This is a genomic window from Marinobacter salsuginis, from assembly GCF_009617755.1.
Classification (GTDB): Bacteria; Pseudomonadota; Gammaproteobacteria; order Pseudomonadales; family Oleiphilaceae; genus Marinobacter; species Marinobacter salsuginis.
Genome location: NZ_BGZH01000001.1, coordinates 1,405,779 through 1,421,729 on the forward strand (window position 1 = coordinate 1,405,779; position 15,951 = coordinate 1,421,729).

The window sequence follows — 15,951 nt, forward strand, 5'->3', positions numbered from 1 at the left end:
ATGGCTACCAGCGCAGTGGCGGAGATCCTTCTCCGATATGACGATGACCAGGAACGGCAGCATTTCGAAACCCTGTTTGGCGACGATTTCGCGATTCAGGCATTCGCCTCTGATCAGACTGCCCTCGATCACCTCGCCTCCGCTTCCACACTACCGGCCGCCATCGTACTGATGCCTGACCAGCCTGATGGTCACCTCGAATCGTCGCTGCTATCAGAGGTCCGTGACCGCTACCCCTCGATCCTGAAGATACTGATCGGGGATGCCATTGCCCTGAACCTCCTGGTGACGCTGCTTGATGATCAGTTGATCGATCGCTGTTTCGAACAACCAGTCGATCTGGATGTCATCCGGTCTCACGTGTTGGCCGCCGCCCTAACCCGGGAAGCGCAATCATTCGCTCCGGATACCGGAGAGGCCCCGGAGGGCCCTAGCCCGGCGATTCTGATTGTCGATGACGAACCGACTGCCACCCGTTACCTGTCGAGGCAGCTGGCGCACATGCAGACCGAGTTCCGGGTGCTGAGCGCCATCAGTGCCGAAGAAGCCCTTCTTACCCTCCGGGGTGACGGCAGTGTTGCCGTGGTGATGACCGACCAGAGAATGCCCGGGATGCACGGCAAAGAACTGCTGGACGAACTCCGACAGTCGCATCCGACCATTGTCCGTATTCTCACGTCGGCCTGGGGCGAAGTGGATGTGGCGATGGATGCGGTGAACGAAGGCCGGATTTTCAGGTACCAGAGAAAACCCTGGCGCGCCGATGAACTGTTGAACCTTTTCCGCAAGGCACTGGCCCATCATCGTGCCCTGGTTGCAACACGGGACAGCTCCCGCTCAATGGCCGAGCAACAGTTTGCGGAACTGCGCCAACAACGACATGCCCGGCTGCTCGAACACCTGTCTGACAGAGTGGACAGTGTTACCGGCGAACCGACAACCGCCGATTTTCTGGACGCCCTGACAAGCATCCGCACGCTTCCGGCCCAGCCGCCTCACCTGCGGGCGAGCCGGGAAACCGCCCTGGAGCATGATCTGATGAGAGACTTTGTCGGGTTGGTGGGCCGGCAGTTGGACAACCTGGAACCAGACGCACCACCCAACCCCCTGACCAGACGAGCCTTTGCAAGGGCCCTGACCGACGCATTGGACAACCCCGCCGCCGCGAGCGAAACACAAACACCACTTATGATGCTCTGCCATTCACTGGCAACGCTTCTGAATGCGTCGGGCCTGAAGGCCACTGCTTTGGAGATCACTCAGGCCGGGGACCACCTAACTGTAACCAACCCAAATGCGTTTCATATGTACAGCCACCTGCTGGCGCCCATTACCCGGCTTTCACGCCCATTATTGGAACAGCAAACCGCCCTGCTGATGCTGTTCGTAAGTAGCCGGCTGCTGGCAGGCGACATCGATACCGACGGGGGCGACCAGAGTCTCTGGGTCAGCCTGCGACTGCCGGCCAGGGCCGACTGATGGTGGCGGGCCAGCGCAGACTCAGGCTGTACGTCACCATCGGGCAACGCCTGCTCCGTGACAGCCTGCTGTTCCAGATCCTGCTGGACAGCGAGGTCGAACTGGTCGGCGAATCCGAGACCGGCGTTGCAACCCTCAATCACCTGCAGGCGGCCAGGCCGACGGTACTGTTGATTGAAGAAAACCTTCAGGACAACGACGGGCTGACTATCGCCGAGCATGCACTGACGATGAACCCTTCTCTCTCGGTATTGTTGATTTCGGACACACCGGTCAGCAACGGGCGAATGGCGATCTACCTGGAAGCGGGCATCAAGGCCGTAGTGTCCAAGGACCAGCCAATTCAGGAGTTGATCAAGACCCTGTTCTACATTCGAAACGGGCAGGTTTATATCGGCAATTGGAGGCAGCAGCCCGAACCGGCGGCCATGCTCGCATACCAGGCCCTGTCCGGACGGGAACGGGAAGTGGCACAGCTAATGGCCAGCCGGCTTCCGGTACGGGACATTGCCGGTCGGCTTGGCGTGTCCTGCAAAACAGTGCACTCCTACAAGGATCGGATATTCGTGAAGCTCGGCTTCGAACGCCTGCCCGAGCTGATACTGTTCATGCAACGACACCAACACGGAGCCGCCGAGTGAAACTGCTTTCCGGCATCGATCAGATCCGCCAACTGCCCGCCTGGCGCCAGCGGCGCTTCGAGCGCTTCTACCACACCCAGTATCGCTACCGGGTGCTGCCGCTGTTCGCTGACGTTTACCTGGTCATTGCCTTCATCGGCACCCTGCTGTTCCTGGGCGGGCTGGCGCTGAACCCGGACGCACCGGATATTTTCGGCACCTACCTGATCTACACAGCGATCCTGACCGGCCTGATTGCCGCTCACCGGTTCACGCGCCTACGCCGGTCCGCGCCGATGATCGTCTACCTGGTATTTTTCAACATGGCCGTGTTCAGTTACCTGGGGTACATCACAACAGGTGCGACTCTCGCTCCCATCGTGGGACTGTTCTTTTTTATCAGCTCCGTGGGCATCATTACCCTGTCTCTGCTGCACACCAGCCTGATTATCCTGATTAACCTATCCCTGCTGGTACTTTGCACGTTTTTGGCGGTAGACAGCCACGAGGTGGCCGAAACCCTGATCGGCATTCTGACCAACTGGCTGATTCTGATGTGCCTTGTCGTCGCGCCCCTGTCGGCGTGGTTCCTGTCGCAGTTTCTGCGCAATCTGCTGGCTCTCCAGTTCCTGCTGCGCGACCGGAACCGCCAGCTGTCCCGCACCCTGGAGACCCTGAAAATCACGGAAGAGAGACTGGCCCAGGAGCAGAAACAACAGGCTCTGAGCCATATGGCGAAAGGACTTTTGCACGAAATCATGAACCCGCTGAACTGCGCCAGCCAGGCGGTGGATTTTGCAAGTTCGGTAAACCGGGATTCCGAAGTGGCAGGTGCCCTGACGGACGCCAGCACGCACCAGAAACGCATCGCCGATATTGTCTCTGACCTGATCGAATTTTCTCGTCCCGTGCCGGAACACAATCTGGAAACAGCCGATCTGCGCAAACTGGTGGCCACCGCAACCGGGTTTTGCCGGCATCAACTGAGAGGCGTGGAACTTCACATAAACATTCCGGACGGAACCCTGCTTCCCTGCTATCCATCGGCGCTGACCCAGGTGTTCGTGAACCTGCTGCTCAACGGTGCCTCAGCCGTCAGCAACAGCCACGGGCACGGCAAAATCGAGATAACCGCCGAAAGCACCGACACCGCGCATCGCATCTGGATCCGGGACAATGGCCAGGGCATCGCGCCGGAGGATATCAAGCGCCTCGCTGATCCGTTCTATTCCACCAGCGATACACCGGACAACCTGGGGCTGGGCCTGAGCATCTGCCAGACCATCATGCGACATCACAAGGGCAGCATGTGGATTACCAGCGAGCCCGGGCAATGGACAGAGGTAACCCTCACGCTACCTAAAACCGCAGCACGACGCGGAGGGTAACGGCGTCTCCGTCCGGCGCGGCCATCAAGGTGTTGCCGCTAATATCCGGTATCAGGTAGTTGAGGCGCAGCTGGAACACCTCGCCCAGGTACCAGGCAAAACCCAGTAGCGTTACACTCGCCTCGGCCCCCAGGTTCCTGTCTCGCAGGTCTACCGCACTGTGCCGGGCGACCAGTTCCAGGGCGCCCGCCCGATGCCGGGGCTCGATCCGGTCAAACTCTCCGCGGCTGTAATAGCGTTGATCGTCAGTCAGGAACACACCGGCCTGAAGGTAAGCGCCAGCGAACTGCCAGCGTGACCCGTCGGTTCGCCGCACGTTCTGGGCCATGGCTTCCGCCACGAGGGTCAGGCGATTATAAAGCCAGGCGGCTTCAAGGCCCGCCAGCCAGGCATCACGGGCTTCGAATCTCGGGCTGCGGATGACATTATCGGCGCTGAACACCTCCCCCTCATCCTTGATCTGGAAACGGCTTTCGCCGAGGTCACGGTAGGAGACCGCCGTGCCAAGATGCACGGTCTGGGTCTCTGAACGAACAGGGGCACGGGTCAGTCTCGCGGTTACGGCGTGAGTGGAGCCGCCATCGGGTTCATCGGTAAACAGACCCAGTGACCAGGTGCCTCGATTGCGATACTGCCCCGCCATAATACCGGTGGATCGCCCAGGTGCGAACGCCGAACTCACCAGCGAACGCTCGCTGGTGTTCAGGTTGGTGTAGCTTGCGAGGCGCTCCAGGCCGAAAGGTTCTTTGAAGCGCCCCACCTGGGCTTCGAACCGGCTCGGGCCATCGTAAACAAGGTAGGCATCACCAAGATCCAGCTCTTTCTTGTCGCCTTCGATCTTGTAGCTGCCGTCCAGCTCTGCCTCCCAGCGCTTTCCCCAACTCAGTTCCAGTTCAAGCTTCGCATTTCGCAGTACGCCCCGGGTGGTGCTGGGCTCGCCATCCTCGTCATAAAACGCACCGTAATGGTCGACACCGGCGGCAACATAACCACCCAGTTCGGCTTCCAGCGGTGACGCCATAACAAGCAGGGGCTGCAGGCTAAACGCCAGGGTCAGACCGATAATCAGCAATGCCCATTTCAGCTCAGCGAACATGATCGGGCTCCTGTCGAAAGTGCATTCTCAACAGGGCGGTGTCCCGCAGGTAACTGACCGACACCACATCCACCCGGAACACATCCAGACCGGTGCGATCACGAAGGTCGGCAATGAGCAGTTCCCGACGGTCCCGATGGACGTTCTCGATCTTTTCGTACTCCACCTCTCGCTCGCTATGCCTGGGCAGCAGCACCCGGGTTTCGAGTACCAATGCAAGCACAATAACCAGCAGATTGAGACACACCAGCTCCAGGTGGTGCATCGTGCCAACCGCCGCCAGCAGGGCCATGGCAATCACCAGAAACAGATAGGTCATTTCCTTGATGCCCAGCGCCTCGGTTCGGTACCGAAGCATAGAGAAGACAGCGAAGAGTCCGAAGGCAAAACCCATGGTGACGGTGACCGAATGCAACAAGGCAGTCACCAGAAAAACACCGACGCCGAACAGAATGAACGAGGCGGCGTTCTCCCGATGGCGGGAAAAGGCGTAGTAGCAACGGATCAGCACGAACACCGAGGCCGTATTGATCAAAAGCCGGATCACAAAATGGAAATCAACTGCCGATTCCATGGAGTCTCCTCAACAGCGGTTTGAAGCGATTGGTTTTGCATTCGTGGCCGAACAACAGGCTGGTGCCAACGCAGTACTTGCTGAACTGCACGGGTCGGCAGCCAAGCTGACCAAGGCGGTCAAGCAAGGGGGAGCAGGGGATTTTCCGATCATACTTGACCTCGAAAACCGCAACGTCGGGCAAGCGAATACCGCTCTGGCGGTCGGCCGAATGAAACGCCAGTCCGGTATCTAGGGTGATGCGCTCAGTCCCCAATGGGCTCATCAGGGTCATCCGACGATAGCTGACAAAAAGAGCCGGCAGCATCCCTGCCACCGGAAGGCCCAATTGCTCTTCCAGAAAGTGGTTCACCTCTCCGCTCGCAACGGTTTGCGAGGTGAGCGGTAAACGGTTCTTGATGGTTCTCTCCCGATTGCTCTTTTTCTTCACCTCCAGGAAGCTGTCCCCGGTTTCGCGGTAGTGGCGGACGCGGAGCTTGAACCGGTTCAGTTTGCCGTTATGGTGATCGAGGTACAGCTGACGTCCGGGAGTGTCGAAATACAGGGTGTCGTAGGTGAATCGCCGGTTGCCGTCGATCTCCAACATGGAGTAGTGGTGCTCCAATCCACGCAGGCAAGCATCCAGCCGGTGGGCCGGCACCAGGAACTTGGTGTCGACCCGGTTCATCAAACGGGCCTGCATCTGATCAGCCAGGCTGTGCCCGCGGAATCCTTCCCGCGGGCCGGTGACGGCCATGTTCATTGGATGCCCGAATCGTATTCCAGGGTGGCATCCAGGGTCAGTTCCACGTCTCCCTCACTGGCGCCGGTGCCTGCGCGGGTGATGGTCATCGCGCCCTCTGCGCCCAGGGCCAGGGTGCGCACATCGCCAAGCTGGCTTTCGTCCACCTCGAACAGCAGAGCGTTGGTGGCAAAGCCGTGGAACTGATGGGTACCGGGCACGTAATCGGATGCCTCGATAAACAGTTGCAGGACATAGGGCGTGAAATTGTCGTTAACATCCGCGCCAATCAGCAGAAGGCTTATGACGGCCGGCTTCGACTCTCGATCGACCGAGTACACCAGGCTGTCCACCTCAAAGGCAGCAAAAGTCAGGCTCGCATTCACCGACTGACCACCCGGCAGCGTAAAGCGGAAGGCTCCCGTGTCGGCACCGCCCTCGGACTTGATGCTGCCGGTCAGGCTGGTTGTCGCCGGGGCACCGCAGTCAGGCTTTGTATCCGAAAGCCGGTAGACTTCCCCGGTGGGCGTTTCTTCGGCGATGGCCTGTTCAATGACGGCCCTGCGCGCTGGCCGGTAGTCGCCATCGCCGGCCTCACCGCGGCCGCTGATGAAGGTTTTCAGGCTGGCTGCCGCGTCCGCGGTGGTTCCCGTAAGTTCGCGAATCCGCGCCACTTCCGCCAATAACGCGGTTTCGTCCCACTGGGTGGCCAGCAGGTCTTGGAGCTCGGCCTCATAGCGCGCCCGGTACTCGGGGATATTGAACAGCCGGTCCGCCAGCGAGAAATTGCGATAGAGCACCCCCGTCAGGGGCTTGAGGGGGTGCGCGCCACGGAATGCCGTATCGGCACCCCAAGGAATAAAATGGAACAGGCCGTCTCCGGGGTCCCGGTAGATGTGGAAGTTGTTGGCGTTGCCCGTGGCGGAATCCCAGGCGCCCAACAGGGTTTCCACCGCCCAGAACCGGATAAATTCATCCACATCCACCAGCTGCGGCAATACATTCACCATCTGCTCGTCGGGCAAAGCCAGAGCATCGGTAACCGCCTGCAGGTCAGTACGGTCGTTCTCTTTTTCGTTGGTTTTCTTCTCGAAACGCCGGCTCAGCCAGGTTCCGAAATCTGCCGTCTGGGCCTCGTACTGGTTGCCATCGTCGTCGCCGAATGCACGAGCCAGAAACGGCTTCTTGATGGGTTCGACATTGGTAAACACACCCAGATCCTGCCCATTCACCGACACCCTGGCGTAGTTGCATTTCGGCGCGGCGATCCCGGCCTGGCGGAACTGGTCATAGGCCAGGCACTGGCGGGCATTGGATGGGTCCTGACGGTTATTGTTCAGGGTCATCCGGGTCATGTTCTGATAGGTGCGACCTGGCCAGAGATCGTCAAAATCCAGCTTCAGAGAGGGAATGCTGGGACTCAGGGAGCCCATGTAGCCTTTCTTGCGCACAATCACCCGGTCCATGCGGTCACCGTCGATGGTGACACTGGCGGTAAATTCCGTGTAGTCGAACTCGGGGACACATTCCCGGTCGGTGCTGGCCAGGGTGCGGGCTTCCGATTTCAGTTGGCTGAAATCGGCAGGGCTCATGGTGACCGACACGTTTATCAGCCGATCAGGATCGTAAAGTTCGGCATCGCCGCCGATATTCACGGGCTCCGCAGGTGGTTCGAAATCGGAAGGGCTCGAAACCTCGGTGTCTCCACCTCCGCCACCACAGCCGGCCAGCAGCGCCATGCCGACAAACGCCAGTGACCAAAGCCCGTGTCCATAGCCGGTTTTCCGGCCAAACGTTGTTATTTTCATCTGTTACTCCCTCAGATGTTCTGAAACCTGCCGGTGTCGAAAACCGGTTGAGGGAGTATTTCGCGAAGGGGTTTGGGCTGTATGTAAGAACGTCTTACAGGAGCTGTCAGGCCGGGGCAGACGTCAGCAGGCTGGTCATCAGTGCCCTGAGCCGGTTCGGCTTCACCGGCTTGTTCAGGATCGGCAGGTACTGGGCGCGCAGTATCTTGCGGGTGTCGTCGCTGCGATCTGCGGTGATGATGGCGGCAGGAATATCCTTGCCAAGGAGGCGACGAACACCGTGCACGGCATCGTAGCCGGTTCGCTCATTGTTCAGGTGGTAATCCGCGAGAATGATCGCGGGAATCCGCTCGGTTTGCTCGAGAGTCTCTAAAGCTTCGGCCTTGCTGGCGGCCGTCAGTACCTCACAGCCCCACCGCTCAAGCAGCAACTGCATGCTTTCCAGCACCGCCGGCTCGTTATCGATGACCAGCACCGGCACGCCGTCAAATCCATCGGCGAAATTGATCAGCGAATCGGCGCGAGCCAGATCCGGGCTGGCCTGGGCGGGTTCCAGTGGCAGGGTCAGTACGAACCGGGAACCACGACCGGGCCGTGAGGCCACATCGATATCGTACCCCAGTACTCGGACCATCCGTTCCACGATGGCCAGACCAAGACCGACACCCTGACGGCCGCCGGTGCCCTGTGGCAACAGCTGGTGAAACTCGGTGAAAATATCCCGAAGCTTGTCTTCCTCGATTCCAACACCGGTGTCCCAAACTTCAATCCGAAGACGGTCGCCCCGGGATCTCAAAGCCATGACAACCCCACCCTTGCGGGTGTAGCGGAAGGCATTGCTGAGCAGGTTACGGAGGATACGGGTCAGCATGCGCTGATCCGTTCGTACCGTCGCAGGGATCGTGCGCACCCGGAAGCCGAGGCCGGAATTGGCGGCAACAGCCTCGAACTCCTCCCCGAGGGATCTGGCCAGGGCGGCGACATCGGTGTACACCAGGTCCGGCTTCATCGCCTGTTGGTCAAGCTTGGAAATATCGAGCAGGTCTGCAAGCAGGTCTTCCGCGCCCTCCAGAGCCCGATGCACCTGGTGAACCATTCGGGTTTCCTGGTCCGGAAGCGCACTCTCCTGCAGCGCGGAGATCATCAGCCGGGCGGCGTTCAGGGGCTGGAGCAGGTCATGGCTGGCCGCGGCAAGGTACTTGTCCTTGCTGCGGTTGGCCTCTTTTGCCGCCTCCATGGCAACAAAGAGCTCGCGCTCAACCTTCTCGCGCTCCTCAATCTGGTAACGAAGACCCACGTTGGCATTCTGCAGCTCTTCAGTCCGCTCTTCGACGCGCCGCTCCAGGGTGGCGTTCAATTGCTCCAGTTTCTGCCGGGCCAACACTCGCTCCGTGATGTCCGCGACGAAAGCTTCCACCACTTCCGGACCAAGATCCGGGCGCCTCAACAGGGTGACCGCAACGTGGACCGGTGTGCGATCAGCACGCTGGAAGCGGGTTTCCCGGGCACTCAGGCTGCCCTCATCGAGGAGCTCCTGACGTATCGCATCGAACTCACTGGAACTGCAGAACAACTGTTCACGAAGCCGGATGACTTTCTCAGTTAACGCCTCGGGGCTGTCATAACCGCAGATTCTGGCCATGGCTGGATTACAGGCCAGAAATCCGCCTCGCAGGTTGGCCTGGAAGATTCCGTGCAGGGCATTCTCGAACAACCACTTGTAGCGGTTACGTTCCTGCTCCAGCTCGTCAATGCGTTCCTGCAGAGCGGGGTAATAGTTCTTACGGACAGACTGGCTGCCCAGCCCCAGAAGATCGCCAATTCCGTAGCCGCTGTCGTTTTCGCCGTCCTTGATGTCAGAGGGCTTCTTCATAGACAACCTGGACATCCCGCAGCGATGACTTACGGGGGTTGGTGAGAATACAGGGGTCCTGCAGGGCAAATCCGGACAAATGCGGTATGTCGGATACCGAAACACCAAGCTGGGCCAGCCGTGCTTCAAGTCCAACCCGACGTTTGAGTTCCACAATGCGGTTCATTAGTCGCTTCTTGATTTCCGGTTTGGCCATACCACGGGTATCAATATCCATAGCCTCTGCGACCCGCCGGAAACGGTCCTCGGCAGACTGGAAGTTGTAAGCCACCACGTGCTCCAGGAGCAGCGCGTTACACAGGCCATGGGGCAAATCCAGGAACCCGCCCAGGCTGTGGGACATGGCGTGTACCGCCCCTAGAATGGCATTGGAAAACGCCAGCCCCGCCTGCATCGAAGCCAGCATGATCTGTTCCCGGAGGTAAGGATCTGCGGTGTTCTCCACCAGCAGTTCCAGATTCCGATTGATCAGGCGAATGGCCTCCAGAGCATGGGTATCGGTCAGCGGGCCACTGCCTGTGGACACATAGGCCTCAATGGCATGCACCAGCGCATCAACGCCGGTGCAGGCGGTGAGGTAGGCATCCATGGTCTCGGTGACTTCCGGGTCGATCAGGGAAACATCCGGCACCACGGCCTTGCTGATGATCGAGAATTTGAACCGGCGGTTGGGGTCCGAAATGATCGCGAACTGGGACACATCCGCCGAGGTGCCCGCCGTGGTGGGAATCAGGATCAGCGGCGGCGACGGATTGGTTATGGTGTCGACGCCCTCGAATTCCAGGATACTGCGGCCATGGGTGGCCACGATACCGATCCCCTTGGCGCAGTCCATGGGGCTGCCGCCACCGATGGCGACAATGACATCACATTCACTGGATCTGTAGAGTTCGGCCCCGGTCATCACCTCCTCCACCTTGGGATTGGGTGAAACACCGGTGTAAACGGTCGAGCGGATATTTGCATCCGTCAGCAGAGTCACTATCTCGTCAACCCACCCGGCGGCAGCCACACCAGGATCGGACACCAGGAATACGTGTCTGGCACCGAAATTACTGGCGAAATTTGCCACGGACTTTCGGGAGCCGGCACCGAACACAATTTCCGGTGACACAAACTTTCGCAAGGAAGAGATATCGTGACTCATCAGACTGCACCCGACCGCTTATTTTTATAGGAATAGCCGAGAGTTTAACTCAAGTTTTCCGCCTGATCATTGGCCTTTTGGCTATGCTTTCGGTAGAAGCTGAACATCCATTCGAGCATACCGGCCTGGTTGCCCTGGCGCCGGAAACCGTGCCCTTCATCTTCGAACCAGTGCAGCTCCGGCTGCCGGCCCGCGGCTTTCATGGCTTCTAACATGGCCCGGGTCTGTTCCGGCACCACCACCTTGTCCTGCCCGCCCTGGAAAAAGATCATGGGCGCGGTGATACGCTCGGCGTGAAACAAGGGCGTTCTATCCCGCCAACGTTCAGGGTATTCGTCTGGCGAGCCCAGTAGCCAATCCAGGTAACCGGACTCGAAGCGATGGGTCATGGCCCGTAAACGCATGGGATCCGTGACACCGAACATGCTGGCGCCGGCGGTGAAACGCCGGCTCCGTATCATCGCCATCAGGGCCGTGTAACCGCCGGAGCTGCGCCCCTGGATAAACACCCTCTGGCCGACCGCCAGGCCAAAAGAGGCCAGGTGATCCGCTGCGCGCTCCATGTCCTCGACGTCCACTTCGCCCCATCGGCCTTCCAGAGCCATGCGGAAAGCCCGACCGAACCCGCTGCTGCCACGGTAGTTGATTTCGGCCACTGCGAAACCCCGCTGGCACCAGTATTGAACCTGGGGATTGAACACCGGGTAGGCCGCCGACGTCGGGCCGCCATGGGCGATCAGAATCAGTGGCGGGAGGTCCGCGGAAGCGAGTCTCGGGGTGTAGAAAAACCCGTGGATGGAGCTTTCACCCGGCTTCAGTGCCGGAACCTCGATATCCAAAGGCAGAGCAGCACGGGCACCTGCCATGGCCTCTTCGCCTCCGGCAATGGTTCGAACCTGCCCGGTCTTTGCATCAATCATCAGAACCGCATCCAGACGGCTGGCAGCTCGTCCGATGCAATAGAGTTGTCCGCCAGCCGACTGCAGGCAGCGAAAGTCACCAAAGTCCCGGGCAACCCGGATTTCTTCACCGGTATCGCCGGAGCTCAACCAGAGCTCGCCGGTGCCATTGCAGTAGCGGACTCTCGCCCAACCACCCTCGCCTATCGGGCAATGGTGGGATTCGCCCAGTTGCCAGGGTGCGTTGGCGTGATCCCGCGCCGGCGCAGCGATAGTCTTCCAACCGCCCTCGCCCGAGGTCTCGATACGCCAGGGTTGCCACCAGCCTTCATGATCAGACAGGGCCCACAGCTCATCATCGAATATTGGCTGCTGAACAGAACCTTCGGTGGGCGTCGGCCAGTCCCGGCACTGGTGCAGAAGACCGTCACTGCCAATTTTTGCTGTCCAGAGCCGGGTGCGCACCCAGGGCATATCGGGGAGCTGCCAGCTCGTCCAGGCTATCTCTCGCCCATCGGCAGAAACCGCCGGTGCGCTATAAAAGTCCTGACCCGAGTGAAGCACCGTTCGTTCACCGGCCATGGAAACAGCCACCAGTTGCTGCTGGCCATCGGCCTCCCGCACGGCGAGAACCCGTTCCCGGGATTCGTCGGCCACCAGACCGCCATAGGCCGCGTCCGGGTCATCGGTCAGGCTGATGCATTGGTCTCCGGTGTGGTTGATGAACCGTATCTGCTGGTCCTCACCCACAACGAAAACACCTTTGTCTGACGCTGCGACGGCGCCGCCGCCGTAGCCATTTACACGGCTGCGAATTGCAAGATGATCGGGCCCAAGACGGACCGGGCCATGATCAGAGAGATGCCAGAGCGTGTTGCAGCCCCTCGACGGGTCGGTCTGCAACCAGAACAGACCGGCCGAAGACACGGTCAATTCCCCACGCTGGATATGCATTGCGCAGGCCTCGTAGGCACTCATCACTGATTTGTTATGAGCAAGGCCTGCAAAAGTAGAAGCTGAAATAGAGCTTTCCAGCCCGGCCAGGGAACCTTCAGCCCCGGAAGAATAACCGTGAATTGTCCGCATTTCGGTAAACCAGTCCAGTCAGGCCGGCCGTGGCGTGATCCGCAGCTTTCCTGGCTGCCAGTATTCGATCATGATACGACGATTTGTTGCATACTGGATCTGCATTATCCGCATTACCGGTCAAAAGATAGGCCTGGCAGCGACAGCCGCCGAAGTCTTTTTCCTTCTCATCGCAGGAACGACAGGGCTCCGGCATCCAGCTGTCGCCGCGGTAATGGTTGAATCCCGGGCTGTCGTACCAGATGCCCTGAAGATCCATGTCCCGGACATTGGGGAAATCGATGGGCAGAAGCCGTGCGCTGTGGCATGGCAATGCTGTGCCATCCGGCGCCACGGTCAGGAACAGGTTGCCCCAGCCGTTCATGCAGGCTTTCGGCCGCTCCTCGTAATAGTCGGGAGTCACAAAGATCAGCTTCATGGCGGAGCCAGATTCCTGAAGCCGCTGCCGGTACTGGTTCACTTCCAGTTCCGCCTGCACCAGCCGGGCTTTCGAGGGCATCAACCCTTCCCGGTTTTCAAACGCCCAGCCGTAATACTGGCAGGTGGCCAGCTCCACGTAGTCCGCACCCAGACGCTCGCAGAGGGACATGATGTCGTTCATCTGGTGGATGTTGTGCCGGTGGATCACGAAGTTGAGCACCATCGGGTAGCCCGCTTCCTTCACTGCCCGGGCCATGGCCAGCTTCTGGTCAAAGGCCTTACGGGAGCCAGCCACGGCATTGTTCAGCTCCGGATCCGAAGCCTGGAAACTGACCTGGATATGGTCCAATCCGGCCTCGGCAAAAGCATCCACCTTGGCCTCCGTCAGGCCCAACCCTGAGGTAATGAGGTTGGTGTAATACCCCAGGTTCCGCGCTTCGGCGATCAGCTCCACCAGATCCTGCCTTACCAGGGGTTCGCCCCCGGAGAAGCCCAGCTGCGCCGCGCCCATTTTCCGTCCCTGTCGAAGCACACTTACCCACTCCTCGGTGGTCAGTTCCCGTTCAGTCTGGGCAAAATCCAGCGGGTTGGAGCAATAGGGGCATTGCAGCGGGCAGCGGTAGGTCAGTTCTGCCAGCAGCCACAGAGGCGGCCCGGCATCATGCGGGTTATTGGGTTGATTGTGCGCGTGGGAGCAGCTCATGACAGTTCAATCCAGTGTTGTTGCCGGGCGTCCTTCAAGAACTCACTCACGTCTTGGCCAAGGGGGCCCGCGTCCGGGAACTGCTGTTCGAGGCTGGCGACGATGTCGGCCACGGTACGCTGACCGTCCACCTCGTTGAGAATGGCGCCTGCACTGCCGTTGAGCTTTACCATGCCCTCGGGGTACAGCAACACATAACTTTCCTGGGCCGGCTCCCACTGGAACCGGAATCCCCGGCGAAATCTTGGTATCTCCTGCATACCCACCTCCATCACAGACCCCGGTGCCAGACCTGGTCGTCGGTCACGGTGTGGTATGGCGGGGTACGGTGGCCGTAGGCCATGGTCATGGCATCCAGCATGGTCCAGAGAATGTCCAGTTTGAACTGCAGGATCTCCAGGGCCCGGGTCTGCTGGGCCTCGGTGGTGAAGTGGTCCAGGGTGATGGTCAGACCATGCTCCACGTCTCGTCTGGCTTCCGACAGGCGCTTGCGGAAGTAGCTGTAGCCGCTCTCCTCAATCCAGGGATAGTGGGCAGGCCAGCTGTCCAGTCGGGACTGGTGGATTTCCGGGGCAAACAGTTCGGTCAGGGACGAACAGGCCGCCTCCTGCCAGGTCGCCCGGCGGGCGAAGTTCAGGTAGGCGTCCACCGCAAAGCGGACACCGGGCAACACGTGGCGCTGGTCAATCACTTCCTCCCGGCTCAGGCCCACCGCTTCGGCCAGGGATAGCCATGCCTCAATGCCGCCGACGTCGCCGTCGTGGCCATCGTGGTCCAGAATCCGCTGCAGCCAGAGCCGGCGCACACCAGCGTCCGGGCAGTTGGCCATGATGGCGGAGTCTTTCTGGGGAATCTTGATCTGGTAGTAGTACCGATTGGCCACCCAGCCGCGGATCTGTTCGGGCGTGCACTGCCCGCCGTACATGGCTTTATGGTACGGGTGGTGGATGTGGTAGTACTGGCCCTTGGCGCGCAGGGCCTGCTCGAAATCCGTCCGGTTCATGGCGGTGTTGGCTTTGGCGTTCATGGCTGCCCCGACAGGTCGATGTGCATTCCGTCCCAGGACACCTCGATACCATGGCGGGTCAGCTCCGCCCGTTCCGGGGAATCCTCATCCAGGATCGGGTTGGTGTTGTTAATGTGTATCAGGATCTTGCGGCTGGCCGGCATGGCATCGAGCACCTCGATCATGCCGCCCGGGCCGCTCTGGGCCAGATGGCCCATGGCCTGGCCGGTCTTCGTGCCCACTTCCTGGCGGATCATCTCGTCGTCGTGCCAGACGGTCCCGTCTACCAGCAGCACGTCGGCCTGGCGCATCCAGCCGAGAATACAGTCATCCGGCTCGCCCAGTCCGGGGGCGTAGAGCACAGTCTGGCCGGTACGGGTGTCTTTCAGGAACAGACCAATGTTATCGCCCGGGTGTGGGTTGTCCCGGCGCGGTGAATACGGGGGTGCGTTGCTCAGCAGCGGAATGGCGGTCAGCTCGATGGATGGTGCGCAGGGAATGGTAAAGCGCGTCTGCTCGGACGCCTCTATGCGCTGCCAGTTCAGGCCTCCGTTCCAGTGCCTGAGCATGGTGAACAGCGGAAAACCGCCGCTGAGGTCTTCATGCACCTGTTCGGTACACCAGACGTCCATCGGCAGTCCCTCGCGCAGAGACAGCAGGCCGGTGGTGTGGTCCACCTGGCTGTCCATCAGCACAATGGCATCAATACCGGTATCCCGCAGAGCACGGGCCGGCTGCATCGCTTCGAAGGATGCCAACTGAGCGCGAATGTCGGGGGACGCGTTAAACAGAATCCAGTGCTCGCCGTCTTCACTGACAGCAATGGAGGACTGGGTACGGGCCCGGGCGTTCAGGGTGCCCTTGCGGAAGCCGTCGCAGTTGGCGCAGTTACAGTTCCACTGGGGAAAGCCACCGCCTGCGGCGGAGCCCAGAACGTGAATAAACATGGTGGGTCACTCCACAAGCAAAACGGCCAGCGCAAGGCTGGCCGCTTCAGCACTCAGCGGTTGGCGAAGTACATGGTGACTTCGAAACCGATGCGGAGATCTTCGTAGGCTGGTTTGGTCCACATAATGCTCACCTCTATTGTCATGATTGTTAGCGCATTGCGGGTGAATCAACGACATTGCC

At 60.0% G+C, this 15,951-nt stretch carries 15 protein-coding genes; 3 read left to right on the forward strand and 12 right to left on the reverse strand.

Going from position 1 to position 15,951, the window contains the following annotated elements; genetic code table 11:
- Genes GJU83_RS06510 through GJU83_RS06520 form a run of 3 tightly spaced genes read left to right on the forward strand, consistent with a single transcriptional unit; the run spans position 1 to position 3,487 of the window.
- Positions 1 to 1,479, forward strand: a complete 1,479-nt coding sequence (locus tag GJU83_RS06510; protein ID WP_069181946.1) for a response regulator — start codon at positions 1 to 3, stop codon at positions 1,477 to 1,479.
- Positions 1,479 to 2,120: a LuxR C-terminal-related transcriptional regulator gene (locus GJU83_RS06515; protein WP_069181947.1), complete on the forward strand. Its 642-nt coding sequence runs from the start codon at positions 1,479 to 1,481 to the stop codon at positions 2,118 to 2,120. Before GJU83_RS06510 ends, GJU83_RS06515 begins: the two co-directional genes overlap by 1 nt.
- Complete coding sequence (locus tag GJU83_RS06520) at positions 2,117 to 3,487, forward strand: sensor histidine kinase (protein WP_069181948.1); 1,371 nt, start codon at positions 2,117 to 2,119, stop codon at positions 3,485 to 3,487. Before GJU83_RS06515 ends, GJU83_RS06520 begins: the two co-directional genes overlap by 4 nt.
- On the opposite strand, the gene GJU83_RS06525 is transcribed toward GJU83_RS06520, so the two are convergent.
- The 12 genes from GJU83_RS06525 to pqqA all read right to left on the reverse strand — a co-directional run bounded on the left by GJU83_RS06525 (position 3,459) and on the right by pqqA (position 15,892).
- Positions 3,459 to 4,583, reverse strand: coding sequence for an OprO/OprP family phosphate-selective porin (locus tag GJU83_RS06525; protein ID WP_069181949.1), 1,125 nt, complete (start codon positions 4,581 to 4,583; stop codon positions 3,459 to 3,461). The genes GJU83_RS06520 and GJU83_RS06525 overlap by 29 nt on opposite strands.
- Positions 4,573 to 5,157, reverse strand: a complete 585-nt coding sequence (locus tag GJU83_RS06530) for a DUF4956 domain-containing protein (RefSeq protein WP_069181950.1) — start codon at positions 5,155 to 5,157, stop codon at positions 4,573 to 4,575. The genes GJU83_RS06525 and GJU83_RS06530 overlap by 11 nt, the downstream gene beginning before the upstream one ends.
- Positions 5,141 to 5,899: a polyphosphate polymerase domain-containing protein gene (locus GJU83_RS06535; protein WP_069181951.1), complete on the reverse strand. Its 759-nt coding sequence runs from the start codon at positions 5,897 to 5,899 to the stop codon at positions 5,141 to 5,143. The genes GJU83_RS06530 and GJU83_RS06535 overlap by 17 nt, the downstream gene beginning before the upstream one ends.
- Positions 5,896 to 7,686 carry a CotH kinase family protein gene (locus tag GJU83_RS06540; protein WP_153633944.1) on the reverse strand — a complete coding sequence of 597 codons (1,791 nt, stop codon included), beginning with the start codon at positions 7,684 to 7,686 and terminating at the stop codon, positions 5,896 to 5,898. Before GJU83_RS06540 ends, GJU83_RS06535 begins: the two co-directional genes overlap by 4 nt.
- 106 nt (positions 7,687 to 7,792) lie before the next feature.
- Positions 7,793 to 9,559 (reverse strand): PAS domain-containing hybrid sensor histidine kinase/response regulator, encoded by a 1,767-nt coding sequence (locus tag GJU83_RS06545; protein WP_069181953.1) that lies wholly within the window; start codon positions 9,557 to 9,559, stop codon positions 7,793 to 7,795.
- Positions 9,543 to 10,706 (reverse strand): alcohol dehydrogenase-like regulatory protein ErcA, encoded by a 1,164-nt coding sequence (gene ercA / locus GJU83_RS06550; protein ID WP_069181954.1) that lies wholly within the window; start codon positions 10,704 to 10,706, stop codon positions 9,543 to 9,545. Before ercA ends, GJU83_RS06545 begins: the two co-directional genes overlap by 17 nt.
- Before the next feature lie 44 nt (positions 10,707 to 10,750).
- Positions 10,751 to 12,559, reverse strand: a complete 1,809-nt coding sequence (locus tag GJU83_RS06555) for an alpha/beta hydrolase family protein (RefSeq protein ID WP_141697175.1) — start codon at positions 12,557 to 12,559, stop codon at positions 10,751 to 10,753.
- 97 nt (positions 12,560 to 12,656) lie between these two features.
- The gene (gene pqqE, locus GJU83_RS06560; RefSeq protein ID WP_069181955.1) at positions 12,657 to 13,814 is read right to left on the reverse strand and encodes a pyrroloquinoline quinone biosynthesis protein PqqE; all 1,158 of its coding nucleotides are present in this window, start codon (positions 13,812 to 13,814) and stop codon (positions 12,657 to 12,659) included.
- Positions 13,811 to 14,089, reverse strand: coding sequence for a pyrroloquinoline quinone biosynthesis peptide chaperone PqqD (pqqD, locus tag GJU83_RS06565; protein WP_174805016.1), 279 nt, complete (start codon positions 14,087 to 14,089; stop codon positions 13,811 to 13,813). Before pqqD ends, pqqE begins: the two co-directional genes overlap by 4 nt.
- A complete protein-coding gene (gene pqqC, locus GJU83_RS06570; RefSeq protein ID WP_069181957.1) occupies positions 14,086 to 14,841 on the reverse strand; it encodes a pyrroloquinoline-quinone synthase PqqC in 756 nt (251 codons plus the stop codon). Before pqqC ends, pqqD begins: the two co-directional genes overlap by 4 nt.
- On the reverse strand, positions 14,838 to 15,767 hold the full coding sequence (gene pqqB, locus GJU83_RS06575) for a pyrroloquinoline quinone biosynthesis protein PqqB (protein ID WP_069181958.1): 930 nt from the start codon (positions 15,765 to 15,767) through the stop codon (positions 14,838 to 14,840). Before pqqB ends, pqqC begins: the two co-directional genes overlap by 4 nt.
- Before the next feature lie 53 nt (positions 15,768 to 15,820).
- Positions 15,821 to 15,892 (reverse strand): pyrroloquinoline quinone precursor peptide PqqA, encoded by a 72-nt coding sequence (gene pqqA / locus GJU83_RS06580; protein WP_007153157.1) that lies wholly within the window; start codon positions 15,890 to 15,892, stop codon positions 15,821 to 15,823.
- Positions 15,893 to 15,951 lie beyond the last annotated feature (59 nt).

Coding starts and splice junctions, on each gene's coding strand:
- GJU83_RS06510 (WP_069181946.1), top strand. CDS start 1: ATGGCTACCAGCGCAGTGGCGGAGATCCTTCTCCGATATGACGATGAC.
- GJU83_RS06545 (WP_069181953.1), bottom strand. CDS start 9,559: ATGAAGAAGCCCTCTGACATCAAGGACGGCGAAAACGACAGCGGCTAC.
- GJU83_RS06540 (WP_153633944.1), bottom strand. CDS start 7,686: ATGAAAATAACAACGTTTGGCCGGAAAACCGGCTATGGACACGGGCTT.
- GJU83_RS06525 (WP_069181949.1), bottom strand. CDS start 4,583: ATGTTCGCTGAGCTGAAATGGGCATTGCTGATTATCGGTCTGACCCTG.
- pqqC (WP_069181957.1), bottom strand. CDS start 14,841: ATGAACGCCAAAGCCAACACCGCCATGAACCGGACGGATTTCGAGCAG.
- GJU83_RS06555 (WP_141697175.1), bottom strand. CDS start 12,559: ATGCATATCCAGCGTGGGGAATTGACCGTGTCTTCGGCCGGTCTGTTC.
- GJU83_RS06515 (WP_069181947.1), top strand. CDS start 1,479: ATGGTGGCGGGCCAGCGCAGACTCAGGCTGTACGTCACCATCGGGCAA.
- GJU83_RS06530 (WP_069181950.1), bottom strand. CDS start 5,157: ATGGAATCGGCAGTTGATTTCCATTTTGTGATCCGGCTTTTGATCAAT.
- pqqE (WP_069181955.1), bottom strand. CDS start 13,814: ATGAGCTGCTCCCACGCGCACAATCAACCCAATAACCCGCATGATGCC.
- GJU83_RS06535 (WP_069181951.1), bottom strand. CDS start 5,899: ATGAACATGGCCGTCACCGGCCCGCGGGAAGGATTCCGCGGGCACAGC.
- ercA (WP_069181954.1), bottom strand. CDS start 10,706: ATGAGTCACGATATCTCTTCCTTGCGAAAGTTTGTGTCACCGGAAATT.
- pqqB (WP_069181958.1), bottom strand. CDS start 15,767: ATGTTTATTCACGTTCTGGGCTCCGCCGCAGGCGGTGGCTTTCCCCAG.